The organism is Porphyromonas miyakawae (assembly GCF_045865415.1).
Taxonomy (GTDB): domain Bacteria; phylum Bacteroidota; class Bacteroidia; order Bacteroidales; family Porphyromonadaceae; genus Porphyromonas; species Porphyromonas miyakawae.
On record NZ_BAAFSF010000004.1, the window covers coordinates 98712 to 113537 of the forward strand.

Annotated in this window: 14 protein-coding genes and 1 riboswitch; of the genes, 5 read left to right on the forward strand and 9 right to left on the reverse strand. The window is 46.5% G+C overall.

The genetic code is table 11. The features are described from left to right. The first annotated feature begins 27 nt into the window (after positions 1-27). Entirely contained in the window at positions 28-222 is a 195-nt protein-coding gene (locus ACLWMH_RS06020; RefSeq protein ID WP_411915803.1) for a hypothetical protein, read from the forward strand. A gap of 204 nt (positions 223-426) precedes the next feature. Further along, the gene (locus tag ACLWMH_RS06025; protein WP_411915804.1) at positions 427-615 is read left to right on the forward strand and encodes a hypothetical protein; all 189 of its coding nucleotides are present in this window, start codon (positions 427-429) and stop codon (positions 613-615) included. A 419-nt stretch (positions 616-1034) separates the two neighbouring features. On the opposite strand, the gene ACLWMH_RS06030 is transcribed toward ACLWMH_RS06025, so the two are convergent. The 6 genes from ACLWMH_RS06030 to thiS are packed head-to-tail and all read right to left on the reverse strand — an operon-like array spanning position 1035 to position 7688. Beyond that, positions 1035-1751, reverse strand: coding sequence for a HesA/MoeB/ThiF family protein (locus ACLWMH_RS06030; protein ID WP_411915805.1), 717 nt, complete (start codon positions 1749-1751; stop codon positions 1035-1037). Continuing rightward, positions 1752-2858 (reverse strand): 2-iminoacetate synthase ThiH, encoded by a 1107-nt coding sequence (gene thiH / locus ACLWMH_RS06035; RefSeq protein WP_411915806.1) that lies wholly within the window; start codon positions 2856-2858, stop codon positions 1752-1754. Continuing rightward, entirely contained in the window at positions 2859-3647 is a 789-nt protein-coding gene (locus tag ACLWMH_RS06040) for a thiazole synthase (RefSeq protein ID WP_411915807.1), read from the reverse strand. A 10-nt stretch (positions 3648-3657) separates the two neighbouring features. Then, complete coding sequence (locus tag ACLWMH_RS06045; RefSeq protein WP_411915808.1) at positions 3658-5652, reverse strand: thiamine phosphate synthase; 1995 nt, start codon at positions 5650-5652, stop codon at positions 3658-3660. Then, on the reverse strand, positions 5649-7442 hold the full coding sequence (thiC, locus tag ACLWMH_RS06050) for a phosphomethylpyrimidine synthase ThiC (RefSeq protein ID WP_411915809.1): 1794 nt from the start codon (positions 7440-7442) through the stop codon (positions 5649-5651). The genes ACLWMH_RS06045 and thiC overlap by 4 nt, the downstream gene beginning before the upstream one ends. Positions 7443-7484: 42 nt before the next feature. Beyond that, positions 7485-7688, reverse strand: a complete 204-nt coding sequence (gene thiS / locus ACLWMH_RS06055; protein ID WP_411915810.1) for a sulfur carrier protein ThiS — start codon at positions 7686-7688, stop codon at positions 7485-7487. A gap of 111 nt (positions 7689-7799) precedes the next feature. Continuing rightward, positions 7800-7900, reverse strand: a riboswitch (TPP riboswitch). A gap of 134 nt (positions 7901-8034) precedes the next feature. Between thiS and ACLWMH_RS06060 the strand changes: the two genes are divergently transcribed. After that, positions 8035-8643 carry a cytidylate kinase-like family protein gene (locus ACLWMH_RS06060; RefSeq protein WP_411915811.1) on the forward strand — a complete coding sequence of 203 codons (609 nt, stop codon included), beginning with the start codon at positions 8035-8037 and terminating at the stop codon, positions 8641-8643. Between the two features lie 105 nt (positions 8644-8748). Here ACLWMH_RS06060 and ACLWMH_RS06065 read toward each other — a convergent pair whose 3' ends face one another. The 3 genes from ACLWMH_RS06065 to ACLWMH_RS06075 are packed head-to-tail and all read right to left on the reverse strand — an operon-like array spanning position 8749 to position 12654. After that, positions 8749-10617, reverse strand: coding sequence for an ABC transporter ATP-binding protein (locus tag ACLWMH_RS06065; RefSeq protein ID WP_411915812.1), 1869 nt, complete (start codon positions 10615-10617; stop codon positions 8749-8751). Then, entirely contained in the window at positions 10610-11341 is a 732-nt protein-coding gene (locus ACLWMH_RS06070; RefSeq protein WP_411915813.1) for a lysophospholipid acyltransferase family protein, read from the reverse strand. The genes ACLWMH_RS06065 and ACLWMH_RS06070 overlap by 8 nt, the downstream gene beginning before the upstream one ends. Beyond that, positions 11335-12654 carry an L-serine ammonia-lyase gene (locus tag ACLWMH_RS06075; RefSeq protein WP_411916236.1) on the reverse strand — a complete coding sequence of 440 codons (1320 nt, stop codon included), beginning with the start codon at positions 12652-12654 and terminating at the stop codon, positions 11335-11337. Before ACLWMH_RS06075 ends, ACLWMH_RS06070 begins: the two co-directional genes overlap by 7 nt. A 624-nt stretch (positions 12655-13278) precedes the next feature. On the opposite strand from ACLWMH_RS06075, the gene ACLWMH_RS06080 reads away from it, so the two are divergent. Further along, entirely contained in the window at positions 13279-14346 is a 1068-nt protein-coding gene (locus tag ACLWMH_RS06080; protein WP_411915814.1) for a PSP1 domain-containing protein, read from the forward strand. Continuing rightward, on the forward strand, positions 14333-14818 hold the full coding sequence (locus tag ACLWMH_RS06085; protein WP_411915815.1) for a gliding motility lipoprotein GldH family protein: 486 nt from the start codon (positions 14333-14335) through the stop codon (positions 14816-14818). The genes ACLWMH_RS06080 and ACLWMH_RS06085 overlap by 14 nt, the downstream gene beginning before the upstream one ends. Positions 14819-14826: the final 8 nt, after the last annotated feature.

A 14826-nucleotide genomic window follows, 5' to 3' on the forward strand; every position in this document is an offset into this window, starting at 1 on the left:
TTTGCAAACGGATTAACCAACCAACCTATGACCAAAGAAACGAACGAGGGGGCAACCCCGACAGCCAACACGGCAGCAAGCACGACCAACACGGCAGCACAGCAGCCAACAACCGAGCAAGGCAACGCAGCAGCGGAGCAAGCCGCACCGACTACGCAGACAAGCACAGCAGCAGAGCCTACCGCTACAAGGTGCATCTTTATCAGACAAGTGTCGGACTAACAGATAGCTGGATAGTAGTACGTGAGTTTCCGTGGGGAGAACAACTACACAGCATAAGCGACAATAGATCTATCCATCAAATAATAAAGCACCCTAAAGGTAGAAAGCTACATGCGGAACAACAATCCGCACTGCGATCCACCTTCTAAGGTGCTTCTACCGCAAAGGTAATAACTAATCGTATAACCACAAATGCTAAACACTATGCACAACAATGCAGCAACAGACACAGACATTAAGCCCGACAAAGACAAAGTTTTGCAGACAGCAAAGGCAAGGCTTTTTGACGGGAAATACTCAAAACAAAAGGAGAACGCAATTAACGCTCTCCTTGAGGGTGGATTGAAAAACTTCAAACGATTAGACGGCGAGAATAGAATACGAAAGTTCTAAAAAAAACGCCCCCCACCTCATAAGAAGTGGGGGGGGGGGAGTGGCGTTCAAGCGACAAGGTCGGTCTCACGCCTAACTCTTGCGAGCTGATGCAAATATACAAACTAATCGCACAACAGCAGAATCGAAGCACACACTGTCGAGATAGAGCGCATTATCGCACCGCAATAGATATATATTGAGCAAGCAGAGAAAGATAGTGATGTTTCGATTGAAAAGTTCTAATGTTTCAAACCATAGGTTCTGATGTTTCATTTGAAAGATACAGATCTATTTCTCAATAGTTCGCAAGCCTATAGCTGTCAACGATAGAGAGGACGCAGCTATGGAATTAGCGAGGAAAATAAAAAGGTGCAGGCTCTCCAATGAACCTGCACCTTTCTCTCCACTACGGAGCTGTGTATTCGTTAGTTACCCGGCTATAAAGAGATTAGATTACACTGTAATGAACGAACATCGCATTGCAAAAGCTTATTTTCCAAAGTATCTCCAATATGCAGCATTGTTTTGATAACTTGTGCAGCCATGAGAGATCCTAAAACGCCCACAGCAGGTCCAAACACCGCAACGGGCAACTGCTCTTTGTCAGCATCATACTCGGGGAATAGCTCCCGATAGGAAGCCTGCCCCTCCCTATAGGTAAAGAGCGCTACCTGAAACAGATACCCTTCAATAGCACCATACAAGTAGGGAATATTAGCCTGCTGCGCCACACGATCCAGTAAGTAGCGACTGGATAAATTATCGGTAGCATCTACTATTATAGAACAGTCGGAAATGAGTTCGATTGCATTGCGCTCCGTAAAGCGAGTAACCATGCCTTCGGCACGACAATTCGGATTGATTGCTTGTGCTCTCAGTGCAGCCACCTCCGCTTTAGGCTTTCCAATATCGGCAGTTTGAAAGAGGATCTGACGCTGTAGGTTGGAAAGCGAAACGACATCTCCATCCACAATGCGGAGCGCGCCCACACCGGAAGCGGCCAAGTAGTACACGAGCGGAGACCCGATGCCACCGGAACCGACGATCAGCACACGCTGCTTTTTCAGCAACAATTGTTCAGCTTCGCCGATTTGAGGTAGCATCAGTTGGCGCTCATAGCGCAATCTTTCCTCCTGAGTTAATTGAATAGCCACTTACAACCAACTATCCCAATCTTTCCACACCGGCTCATAGTTTTGAGCACGAATAGCCGCAGCCATTTCCTCAACGGAGCGTCCGTCGTTGATACTAAACTGCTCCAGCTCCACATCGTGCGTAGCATAACCGCCCGGCTCTGTACTGGAAGCAGCACTCATAGTAGTAACCCCTATTCGCATTGCCAAATCTCTAAATTCAGAGCTTTCGCGAGTAGAAAGAGATATGTCTACCTCCGGATTGAACAGACGGTATGCCATAATTAGTTGAGCCATTTGTTTGTCCGTAATAGGATCTTTCGGCATAAAGGCGCCTACATGAGGCCTTAGTCGCGGAAGTGAGATAGAGAACTTCATCATCCAGTAATGCTTCTCCATCCAATTCATGTGCATAGCGGTGAAATAGGAATCGGTACGCCAATTCTGTAATCCGAGTAAAGCCCCGATACCCATCTTACGCATTCCGGCTTGTGCACAACGCTCCGGAGTCTCCAGTCGGTAGCGATAATCCATCTTTTTTCCTTGCAGATGGAACTGAGGATAGACCTTGTGATTGTAAGTCTCTTGATAGACGCATACAAAGCTAACGCCGCTATCACTTAGCGTTTTGTACTCCTCGACCTCCAAAGGCTGTACTTCCAACGATATTTGGGCAAAATGGGGTCTGATCGCATCCACAATTTCCTTATAATAGGCTGTATCCGTGAGTTTGGGTGCCTCACCGGAAACAATCAGTATGTGACGAAAGCCCCACTTCTTAAGCACTTCTATTTCGAGCATTACCTCATCTACCGTGAGCTTCTTACGCTTGATTGCGTTATGACTACTAAAGCCACAGTAAATACAGTTATTAGTGCAGAAATTGGACAGATAGAGCGGCACGTACATCTGAATGGTTCTGCCGAATCGCTGCTGGGTAAGCTGCTGTGCCTTGATCGCCATTTGATCCAGGAAACCCTCGGCCGCCGGTGAGATAAGTGCCTTAAAATCTTCCAAAGTAGGCCGCTCCGCTGCTATTGCACGAGCCACGTCTGCTTCCGTTTTACTAAAAATAGACTGTTCTTCCGTGTCCCAGTCGTAGGTTAGTATATGATCGTAGAAGCTCATTTATTCGTCCTTTCTATTATCAAAGAATCCTTGTAATGGAGAAGTCGCTGCGGCGAAGTTAGAGACACCGGGCAAACCAGCTTCATAGGCTTCACGTCCGGCCACAACGGCTTGCGCAAAGGCACGCGCCATGCGTTCACTATCTCTCGCCATAGCTATAGCCGTATTAATGAGGACCGCATCGGCACCCATTTCCATTGCCTCGGCAGCTTGCGAAGGAGTGCCTATACCAGCATCTACTACAACAGGCACTTGACTCTCCTCGATGATGATCTGCAAAAAGTCCTTGGTCCGCAATCCTTTGTTGGAACCAATGGGAGCACCTAAAGGCATAACCACAGCCGCACCTGCCTCAGCAATACGCTTACAGAGTACAGGATCGGCTTGCACATAGGGCAATACGATGAAGCCCTCTTTTACGAGTTGTTCGACTGCTTTGAGTGTTTCGATCGGATCAGGCAAAAGGTACTTTGGATCGGGGTGTACCTCTACTTTAATAAAATCTGTTTGAAAAGCTTCACGAGCTAAATGTGCAGCGAATATAGCCTCTTCGGCATCGCGTGCACCGCTTGTGTTCGGCATCAGCGTAACGCCGGATACACTCGTTATATGCTCCATTAGACTGTCGTGGTCGCACCCTGTTTCCAAACGTTTAAGGGCTACCGTAACAAGTTGGCTACCGGAAGCCACAATAGCAGCTTTCATAGCTTCATTGGATTGGAACTTACCAGTTCCCACAAACAGACGGGACGTAAAAGAGTGTCCCGCTATTTCTAAACACTTATTCATATTTATTGTGTCAAAAGTTTCGTTTAAAGCGATTGTTGCATAGCGTCATCAAGTGGAATGCTTTAGTGGTTGCCTCCTTCGCTTGATTGATTACACCGGAAAGTGCTACCCCGGCAATGGGATACTTGCCGAGCGACTCTATATCATCCTCCGTAATGCCGCCTATTACGAATAGGGGTATATTACAGCGGTTTAGATTGTCCATTGTGATCTGCTTCATCTCTTCTGGGGAGATAACAGGGCTGAGGTTCCGCTTCGTTGTGGTAAAGTGCCAAGGACCAAGGCCGATATAATCAACTCCCTCCAATGCACGTTTACGAACATCCTCCAAGGTATTGCAGGTACCACCTATTATTCTATTTGCTCCTAAGCGCAAGCGGGCCAAACCTATTGATGAATCAGTCCAACCAAGATGTACTCCGTCTGCCCCACTCTCCAGCACAGCCTCTATATCATCGTCAATGATTAAAGTAGTGCCTTCATAAGCAGACATTAGCTCTTTCAACTTGCGGGCAGTGTCCGTCAAAAGCTCATGATCCGCCTGTTTCATGCGAAGTTGTATCCAACGCACTCCCCCTTTCAGTGCAGCTTCTGCCTGACTCAGTACTCCTCGGCAATCAGTTGCATCAGTAATAAACATTAGAGAGGTACTTCGCAAAGCTCTCTCTTTACGAAGAAGCATTCTGTCATTACGCTCCATGAAAAGCCTATCACTGCTGTGAAGAAGTGCTTCGATATATTGCTGCCCCATACGACAGGCCATAAGCATCGTAAAGCCTCTTGCCAAATAGGTAGTTATAGCTGAGGATAGGGCACAACCCGTACCATGCTTAGTAGAAGGTGCCTTGGGAATAGAACTACTATAGCGGCTTCCATCAGGCATAAAAAGAATATCAGTAGAGCAATATTTGCTGCGCTCATCATGTCCTCCTTTGAGTAACACAGACACACCTAACTCTTTTGCTTTGCGCTGCACATCTTCCGGAGTAGCACTGCCAAATAGGGCTTCCGCTTCCGGTAGATTTGGGGTAATCAGATCGACACAAGAGGCAACTTGCTTTACTAATGTCTGGTCAGGGGTAGCATGCAAGGCGATGTCTCCTTGAGTAGGTTTGATTACCGGATCCCAGACAATCTGCTTAACACCACAACTGCGCAATTCTCTTGCAATGTCTAATACATCGCTAATCTGCTCTGTTAAGGCAATTTTAGAAGCAATAGGTTTATGAAGATGCAGTAAATGCCTTATAGCCTTCAACGTATATTCAAGAGGGGGTGCCGGGCACATTTCCTTAAATTCCTCCTCATGTTGCACAGTACCGATGGTCGCAACAGAAAGTGGAAAGATCCCCAAATGCTCCATATTGAGTATATCAGCGGTCATACCTGCTCCTGTAGAAGGGTCTAAGCCTGCCACAGTCAAAGCCTCCGTTCGGGGAAATGCAAGGAAACGCTCCAAGAGCAGCTCTTCCGCACCCTCCATATACCCCAATACAGCAGCTCCCGAGAAGCCATAAGCAAGCACTTCTTTAGCTTTCTCCGGAGTCATTCCACCTAAAGCGAGTACCGGGAAGGGGAGTTGGGGTAAACGCTTTTTGCACTCATGCAAAGGAACATTTGCCTTGTATCCCTCTTTTGAGATACTATCATATACGGGACTGAGGAGCGCAAATTGAGGCACAAAAGGAAGCGACTCAAGCTCTTCGAGAGAATGTGCCGATGTGCTTATCCTCAACTCTTTATAAGACGTAAGTGGAAAACTCCCTCGCTTTTCTTTATTAAGATGTACCCCTCCAATAGAAGCCACTTCGATCAAGTCGAAATAATCATCTATTAAGAGTCTGTGTCTCCATTGCGGCTCAATAGCTGCTATGAGCTCTTCGTAGCAGCTTTTCGGAGAACCGGGAAGTCTAATGATGAGGGCATCCAATCCGTTGGCAAAGAGCTTGTTGTAGCTCCTTGCCAATGAATGCGAAACCTTAGAAGGAGTTAGTAAGGCAATCATTCCTCGTTAGTTACCCCTACTGCGGGGGCTTCTCCCTCTATTTTGTCGTGAAGCTGTCGAGAAGCACGCATGGAGCAGAAGTGCTCTCCACACATAGAGCAGAAGTGTGCTTTTTTATGTCCTTCTGCCGGTAGCGTTTCATCATGAAACTTCAGCGCAGTTTCACTATCCAAGGCTAAATGGAATTGATCCATCCATCTAAACTCATAGCGCGCCTTACTCATTGACCAGTCGCGCCAATAGGCTGCCGGATGCCCTTTTGCCAAATCGGCTGCATGAGCTGCCAACTTGTAGGTAATTACCCCTTCCTTTACGTCCTCTCGATTCGGTAATCCAAGATGCTCTTTCCGTGTTACATAGCAAAGCATTGAAGTACCCAACCAGCCAATCATTGCAGCCCCTATGGCACTGGTTATATGATCGTAACCCGGAGCTATATCAGTCACTAACGGACCTAAAGTATAGAAAGGAGCTTCGTTACAAAGATCCAACTGCAGCTCCATGTTTTCTCTAATCTTCTGCATAGGCACATGACCCGGCCCTTCTATAATTACCTGTACATCATGCTGATCTGCAATTCGTGCTAATTCACCGAGTGTCTTCAGTTCTGCAAATTGAGCTTCATCATTGGCATCTGCAATAGAGCCGGGTCGGAGACCATCACCGATAGAAACAGCCACATCGTATTGAGAAAGGATCTCACATATTTCCTCAAAATGGGAGTACAAGAAGCTCTCTTGCTTATGTATGGTACACCAATGAGCCATGATAGCCCCTCCTCGGGATACAATGCCTGTCAGGCGCTTCATTGTCAAAGGAATGTGCTGCCATCTCAATCCGGCATGTATGGTAAAGTAATCCACCCCTTGCTCCGCCTGCTCGATCAATGTATCGCGATAGATATCCCATGTAAGGTCTTCCGTCTTTCCTTTCACTTTTTCCAAAGCTTGATAGAGGGGAACCGTTCCAACCGGTACAGGACTATTACGCACTATCCACTCACGAGTTTCGTGTATATTCTTGCCGGTAGATAAATCCATGACGGTATCAGCACCCCAACGTGTAGCCCAAACAGCTTTTTCAACCTCCTCGGCAATGGTACTGGAAAGGGGTGAATTACCAATATTGGCATTTATCTTGACTAAGAAGTTACGCCCTATAATCATCGGTTCACTCTCGGGATGATTAATATTGGCAGGCAGAATAGCACGCCCGGCGGCTATCTCGCTACGTACAAACTCGGGCGTAATCAGATCGGGAATATGCGCACCAAAGCCTTCTCCCTTCTCTTTCTTATAGGCCTCCCTTATTTGGTCGCAGCATTGATTTTCACGAATGGCCACATACTCCATTTCAGGCGTTATAATGCCTTGTCGTGCATAGTGCAGCTGAGAAACACGCTTACCTGCTTTTGCACGCAACGGATGCGACTCTATATGCTCAAATCGCAAATGATCCAATCGTGTATCGGCACGACGCATACGCCCATACGCACTACTGAGATCTTTCAAACGCTCCACATCGCCACGATCCTCAATCCATTGTGCACGTAGCTTGGGCAGTCCTTTACGAGGATCCGCTTGGTAATTTGGATCTGTATAGGGACCGCTCGTATCATACACCACAACAGGTTCGTTGGAATGTCGCTTTCCATCCTCGTCTATTGTATCAGAAAGGTCGATACGACGCATAGCCACTGCTACTCGATCTCCTTTGACGTATATTTTTTCACTTCCCGGCAGTGCACCTTGTGTAATAGTCACATCTGCTGCATTTTCTTTTGCTTTCATACTCTTTAAGGGGTCAATTCTTTTTTACTTGCAGTAGGATAATCACCCACCTTTCACGGCTCCTATAATAATCAATGCATCGCCTTCCATTAGATTAGTGGAGGCGTGTAGATTGCGCTTAACTATTTTCTGATTGACAGCAACGGCGATATGCTCCGAGCGATATCCTTTAGCCTCAAGATAAGAAGCTAAGGAAGTACCCTCTGCTACCGAATCCGCTTGCCCATTTATGGTTATCTGTATCATGTTTCCTAATTCACTCTATGCAAAGTAAATCAACTACATACTCACACACATAGTGCATGTACTTATAAAGGTGAATTGTAGAAATGAGCCTGTGAGAGAATCTCGCTCTGGTATTGTTCTATCTCTCTTCCCTACGCCGGCATTATCCGGATCAGGTTACGGGTATCATCTCAGCCCTCCACTAATTGGAAGTGCACCCCCAAGAAACAGCACTATGGCACGACAGCATATGCTTCCATACCTTGCTGTGACAAAGATAATAAATTGACTTGAAATAATGAATAACCTACTCTTTCCGCATAAATGTGTAACTTAGTTGCACCAAACAAAGGACACGTATTTATTTATGCCATTTAAGATTATTACTATAAGTCGTCAATTTGGCAGCGGTGGCCGCACTATAGGAAGGCGACTGGCAGAGGAGCTTGATATTCCCTTTTTTGACCGAAGAATAATCGAAGAGCTTGCAAAGAAATGTGGGTTTACAAAAGCGTATGTAGAATCGCATAGTGAATACGAAAGCGGAAGTGCCTTGGACTATGTCCCCCTATCGGCAGATGGGCTGCATCTTCATGGTCAGATCATTACGCCCAATGATCGTATTCTAAAGGAGCAATACGAGCTAATCTCATCATTGGCAGCAAAAGGCCCCTGCATCATTGTGGGACGAGCCGCCGACTATATTTTACGAGAGCGCACGGATGTACTGAATGTATTCATCCATGCCGATAATGAAAGTCGCATACGTCGTATCGTTGACCTGTACCATGGCGTGGAGAGTGACAATGAGGCCGCCAAACAGATTATAAAGCATGACCGTGACCGCAAGAGGCACTATCGCTACTACACCGGACGGAACTGGGGCGATGCCGACCTATATCATATTACGCTCAACAGCGGTCGCTTGGGAGAGGACAACTGCGTGTCCATTATTCGCCAATTATACGAGAAATAACTCTTATTCAACTTCTATTCTCTGCCGAGCTCTTTTAAAAGGTGCACTTAAGAGCACACCTTAGATAATTGACTTCTATAGCAATGTGGGATTACACGATTTGTTTTACGATATCGTATCGTTTCCTTGCTGCATGGCTCTAAATTGTGCGTAGCGTCCCCCGAGAGCGAGTAATTCAGCGTGTGTACCTTGCTCAATAATACGCCCATCATCCAATACCGCTATCGTATCGGCATGCTCAATAGTGGAAAGGCGGTGGGCAATAACCAAAGTAGTTCGATCCTTAAGTAGATGGTTAAGTGCGCTCTGCACGGCGAGTTCGCTTTCAGCATCTAATGCAGAGGTTGCTTCATCTAAGATTAGAATAGGAGGATTTTTCAAGAGGGCACGAGCTATACTGATTCGCTGTCTCTCGCCTCCACTTAGCTTACTACCCCTATCTCCCACATTTGATTCATAACCGAGAGGCATCTGCATTATAAAGTCATGCGCATAGGCGTCTATTGCCGCTGCACGTATCTCTTCTTCGGTAGCATTCGGTTTGGAGAGTGATATATTGGCTGCTACTGTATCATTGAAGAGAATAGCCTCCTGATTTACATAGCCTATTAAGGAACGTAAATCGGTTACCTTAAATTGACGAATATCAACCCCATCAATCCGTACTGCTCCTTGATCGGGATCAAAGAATCGCGGGAGCAGATCTGCCATAGTACTCTTACCACTTCCCGAGAGCCCTACGAGAGCTACGGTTTTTCCTTTAGGAATGGTCAGACTAAGCTCCTTTAGAACAGGCTTGTCGCTTATATACCCAAAAGTTACCGCATCAAATCTCATCTCATGCTCAAAAGAGATGGGTTGGGGATTTTCCGGATCTTTAATAGGATTATCGGCATCTAAAATAGCCTCTATTCGCTCCATTGAAGCCAACCCGCGCTGGACGGCAAAAGCGGAGCGAGTCAACTCTTTTGCCGGATTGAGCACACTATAGAAAATAACCAAATAGTATATAAAAAGAGGGGCACTGATTGCGCTATCTCCTCCTAAGATGAGCGTACCGCCAAAGTATAATATAATAGCGATCGTAACTGTACCCAAAAACTCACTCATGGGATGTGCCAGTTGCTGACGAGCATACATACGGGAAATGATATGTCGGTAATCCTCATTCGAATCGACAAAACGCTTGTGCATCTGCTTCTGTGCATTGAATGCCTTAATCACCCGTAGTCCGCCCAGCGTCTCCTCTACATAGCTCATCAGTACACCCCAAAGGCTCTTTCCCTCCGCACTATCGCGCTTCAGTCGCTTGCCCACTATGCCCATTAAGCCACCGGCAATCGGCAGCACCACAATCACAAAGAGAGTCAATTGCCAACTGATGAAGAAGAGTGCAATCACGTAGATAAAGATCAATATGGGATTCTTAATCAGCACCTCCAACATATCTACAATAGACCCCTCAACCTCAGCCACATCAACGGATATACGTGCCAGTATATCGCCTTTATGCTCTTCGCTCATGTAGCCAAGCGGCAAGTTCAAAATAGCTTTATTCAACTTATTACGCAGGTCTCGCACTACCCCTGTACGAACAGGAACCAAACACCACAAACTACTATAGGTAACCAATACCTTTATTAAAGTCATGATACCCAAATAGAGGCAAAAGACGAGTAAAGCACGAGTAGCCCCCAAGCTGCTAATCAGCGAGGTTACGTAGTAGTTCAGATTATTCTGAAGTGCATTTCCCCACGCACTCCAGCCCTCAATAGAACGCAGAGAAATAGCAGAGAGATCCATCAGCTCCGTAGTTCCCGACTCCATACCAAAGAGAATCTTCAGTATAGGGATAAGGACAGAGAAAGCCACTAAATTGAGCAGCGCAGCCAACACGTTTGTCACTACACTCAATACTACATGCCCTGAATAGGGCTTAATGTAGCTACTCATAGTCTTTCTAAAACTACTCATGTTGCAAGGGAGATTCAATTATTTCTTTCACTTCTTGCACGGCACGCACCAAATTACGCGGATAGGGTTCCTCTTTGCTGATGGTGTATAGGGGATGGATGGTCATCGTTAAGCGTGTAGGTCGCACCTGCCACTTACCCTTGGGTAAAGCGCTGTATGGGCCCTCCAAAGTAATGGGCAGAATAGGTATAGAGAGTTCGTGAGCCATCACAAAGCCTCCCTTCTTAAATCGCATAACCTCCCCTGTTGCCGTACGATGTCCTTCGGGAAAAATAGCAATAGAAGTACCGGAAGACAACACTGCTTGAGCATCCCTTAGCGTGTCCTTTATGGAAGTCGGATCCTTTTCGTCTACATAAATAAACCCCGCCATCGTGCAAGCTTGCCCCAAGAAGGGAACTTTCTTCAAACTTGCTTTCATGATCCAGCGGAAAGGCTTTCCAATAAAGCCGTATATCATAAATATATCCAAGGCACCTTGGTGATTAGCCATGATCACTACCGGACGCTTCCGCTCGGGAAGATTCTCTCTGCCCACTACTTTTACCGGACACAAGAAAATATAAACCGAGAAAAGGCTCCACCACTTACCACACCAATAGGCAACCCCTTTTCCACCCAATAAGGAGAAAATAATAGACAATAAAGAAAATAATATTGTCGCTGCTACAAATAGCGGTACGGCAATAAGCCAATAGTAAAGGGTATATAATATTTTCAGCATATCCCCGACTTACGCTCCGACTGCCGTGTGCCGCGTGCCTTACGTCGCTGTTCACTCAGTGCTTCCACATCATCTGAGAATTCATCGGGCACAAGGAGATCTTCATCTATATTACTTATAGTAGCCAAGCCACCGGTAGAGGTCTCTTTATACAAAGAGGGCAAATCCTTTCCGGTCTGATGCATAGTCGCTACTACGCGGTCAAAGCTAACACGATGCCGCCCATCAGTAAAGTTGGCATACGTATTAGCATCCAAAGCGCGGCTGGCTGCAAAAGCATTACGCTCAATACAAGGTATCTGTACCAATCCGCACACCGGATCGCAGGTAAGCCCTAAGTGGTGCTCTAATCCCATTTCAGCAGCATACTCAATCTGATGCAGCGTACCTCCGAAAAGCTGTGAAGCAGCTGCGGCAGCCATCGAACAAGCCACTCCTACTTCTCCTTGACAGCCCACTTCAGCGCCACTAATGGACGCATTGGTGCGTACCACATTGCCAAAAAGCCCTGCCGTAGCTAAAGCACGCAAAATGCGCATATCGGTAAAGTGTCGGGTCTCTTGCAAGTGATAGAGCACAGCCGGCATTACCCCACAGCTACCGCACGTAGGCGCAGTAACGACCAAGCCACCGGCGGCATTTTGCTCACTGACGGCAAGTGCATATGCATACGTCTGCCCTCTGGAACGCACACTCTCCGAGTAGCTCATTGCCTTGATCATAAACTCCGATGCCTTGCGGCGTAAGCCCAAACCACCGGGAAGAACTCCTTCCGCTTCCAACCCCTCATGTATGGCTTGCTTCATCACCCGCCACACTTCGGCTAAGTAGTCCCATATCTCTTTTCCTTCGCTGCGCTCTACATACTCCCAATAGCTCATGCCATACTTTTGTAGTACAGGTATCATATCATCGATATGATGCAGCTTATAAATAGGATTGGACACTTGCTCATTAAAATCTTCATTGGCCAGCACACCGCCCCCTATGCTATACACAGTAAATCGCCTCAGTTCCTCTCCTGCCGCATCCAAAGCACGGAATAGCATACCATTGGTATGAAATGCAAGCTCCTTATGAGGCTCAAAAAGTATTGTAGTGGGATGTAAGGGATTCAGTACAGAGAGAAGAGCTACATCGGTCATATGCCCCTTACCGGTAGCCGCTAAACTACCATACAAAGTAACCTCAAAAGAGGCAACTTCCATACCGGCTATCTGCTTTACAAACATCTCTGCAGCCCGCATCGGACCTATCGTATGGCTACTGGATGGTCCGTGTCCTATTCGGTATATCTGCTTTATGGTGTCCATCATAGGCTTATCCTCCTACCCTCTATCTTATTTTCTTTCTCTTTAACAGTCCCTTTTTCATAAAGGGCTTTATCTTTCCAATGTAAAGGTACAATATAAAAATACAAAGTGTACAACTATTTTCCCGTTTAGCTTTAAGCTATCCTTTTACCCAATTACCAACTTGAGCAGCCGAGGAGTACCTCCAACGGCACATTGAAATAGCATTAAAGAGTAAGAATACTCCAAAAATAGAAGAGAATCACCAAATTCATTCTTTCTACCACGGCAGGGTTCTCTTTTCACCTCTCTTAGTAAATGATTCATCTATACCTTTTCTCCGAAAGGCTATAGGGTTTTCACAAAAACCCTATAGCCTTTTTCTAAAAACCCTATAGCCTATTGGGAAAATCCATCAAATAAATGAAATACATTACCACATACTATACCCGACCACCAGGCAGAAAGAGCACAAGCAGTCACTAAGTCTGAGAGAATCTATAACTTTGTGCTACGTCAAGTTTGGCTATAATGAATAACGATAATACAGATAGATACTATAATACGAATAAATCCGGCACCTCAAACGCTGAAAGTGATCTATGCCTGTGCACAAACTGCGAAGGAGCATGCGACAGGAAAGCTTTGAAAGCATTTGACTGGATGAGCGACCTACCCACATCTGTACAGCAGAATCGCTGGGTAGAAGTTCAATTTAAGAACACCCGAAAGGGCATATACGAGAATCCGCTTCGGCTTCCCCTCAAAAGAGACGATATTGTAGCCGTAGAGGGGACTCCCGGCATGGATATAGGCTGTGTTACCCTTACGGGAGAGCTGGCGCAGTTGCGCTACAATCAACAACTTGCACGGCGCAACACCCACTCCATACCCCAAATATTTCGATTAGCCACCCCCTCCGACATAGAGAGATTTGAGGAGGTGCGCGCCTTAGAGCACGATACCATGATTAAGGCCAGACGCATAGCCGCCGATCTTAATTTGGATATGAAAATAGGCGATGTGGAGTATCAGGGTGATGGTACAAAAGCTATTTTCTACTACATAGCAGACAATAGAGTAGACTTTCGCACACTTATCAAGCTTTTGGGAGAAGCCTTTCACATACGCGTGGAAATGCGTCAAATAGGGGCTCGCCAAGAAGCAGGGCGCATCGGTGGAATAGGACCGTGTGGCCGGGCTCTCTGCTGCGCAAGTTGGATGCATGACTTCTGCAGTGTCAATGCTCAGTCGGTACGGCTTCAGGAACTTAATAACAATCCTGAAAAGATCACCGGACAATGCGGCAAACTCAAGTGCTGCATCAACTACGAAGTCGATAGCTATGAGGAAGCGCATCGTAAGGCTCCACCACGCGACATTTTGCTGCGTACAGATGGGGGAAGCTACAAGCTGGTAAAGGTCAATCTATTGGCAGGTGAAGCGACCTATCGCAATACGAATGGGCCTAGCAACGAAGAGATCACCATACCGATGGAGAGAGCGCATCAGATCATTCAAATGAATCAAAATGATACACCGGTAGCCAGCTTAGATGATAACGAAGCATCTCCTCGGCCAATCGTCAGGTCCAAAGATGTATTGGAGGAGAATTCACTAACTCGCTTCGATAAAGCTATTTCTCAGAAAAGACGTAGGAAAAACCGCAATAGATCCCGCACAAAGCGTACGACAAGCGATGAAAATGCATAAGGCTCTTATCGGAACCTTTCTCTGCACACTGCTCATCACAGGCTGTCTCCCCTCCGAAAGGGAGGAGATAGCCTACCACACACTTCCTCAAAGCAAGTGGGCACACGACAAAGTACTCACGTACTCTCTTTTCGTACCCTATGGGGCTTGTCGGTACAATGCAAAAGCTTTGCTTCGATACGACAATAGATACGACTTCACGCATCTTACACTGATTTATCGGCTTACAGAGGCCGACAGCACGCTACTCATCGATACCCTCAAAGTAGCGATGATAGGAAGCGAGAGCGCGCCTGAGAGCCGGGGTATAAGCTACCGACAAAGCGAAGCTATTTTATTTCCTTCGTACACATTTCTCCACAGTGGTATCTATACCGTGGAGCTATCCCTATGCACGGAGCGCCCACTGCTATACGGAATTGACCAAGTTGGTGTAGCCTTTAAACGGCTCTCCACTATCCGGCAGCGTTAGCGCATACT

What these genes read in the sequence shown, in the direction of transcription:
- thiS (WP_411915810.1), bottom strand. Translation starts at nt 7,688, where the DNA reads ATGATACAGATAACCATAAATGGGCAAGCGGATTCGGTAGCAGAGGGT.
- ACLWMH_RS06070 (WP_411915813.1), bottom strand. Translation starts at nt 11,341, where the DNA reads ATGCTGAAAATATTATATACCCTTTACTATTGGCTTATTGCCGTACCG.
- ACLWMH_RS06075 (WP_411916236.1), bottom strand. Translation starts at nt 12,654, where the DNA reads ATGGACACCATAAAGCAGATATACCGAATAGGACACGGACCATCCAGT.
- ACLWMH_RS06085 (WP_411915815.1), top strand. Translation starts at nt 14,333, where the DNA reads ATGAAAATGCATAAGGCTCTTATCGGAACCTTTCTCTGCACACTGCTC.
- ACLWMH_RS06040 (WP_411915807.1), bottom strand. Translation starts at nt 3,647, where the DNA reads ATGAATAAGTGTTTAGAAATAGCGGGACACTCTTTTACGTCCCGTCTG.
- ACLWMH_RS06025 (WP_411915804.1), top strand. Translation starts at nt 427, where the DNA reads ATGCACAACAATGCAGCAACAGACACAGACATTAAGCCCGACAAAGAC.
- thiC (WP_411915809.1), bottom strand. Translation starts at nt 7,442, where the DNA reads ATGAAAGCAAAAGAAAATGCAGCAGATGTGACTATTACACAAGGTGCA.
- ACLWMH_RS06060 (WP_411915811.1), top strand. Translation starts at nt 8,035, where the DNA reads ATGCCATTTAAGATTATTACTATAAGTCGTCAATTTGGCAGCGGTGGC.
- ACLWMH_RS06045 (WP_411915808.1), bottom strand. Translation starts at nt 5,652, where the DNA reads ATGATTGCCTTACTAACTCCTTCTAAGGTTTCGCATTCATTGGCAAGG.
- ACLWMH_RS06065 (WP_411915812.1), bottom strand. Translation starts at nt 10,617, where the DNA reads ATGAGTAGTTTTAGAAAGACTATGAGTAGCTACATTAAGCCCTATTCA.
- thiH (WP_411915806.1), bottom strand. Translation starts at nt 2,858, where the DNA reads ATGAGCTTCTACGATCATATACTAACCTACGACTGGGACACGGAAGAA.
- ACLWMH_RS06020 (WP_411915803.1), top strand. Translation starts at nt 28, where the DNA reads ATGACCAAAGAAACGAACGAGGGGGCAACCCCGACAGCCAACACGGCA.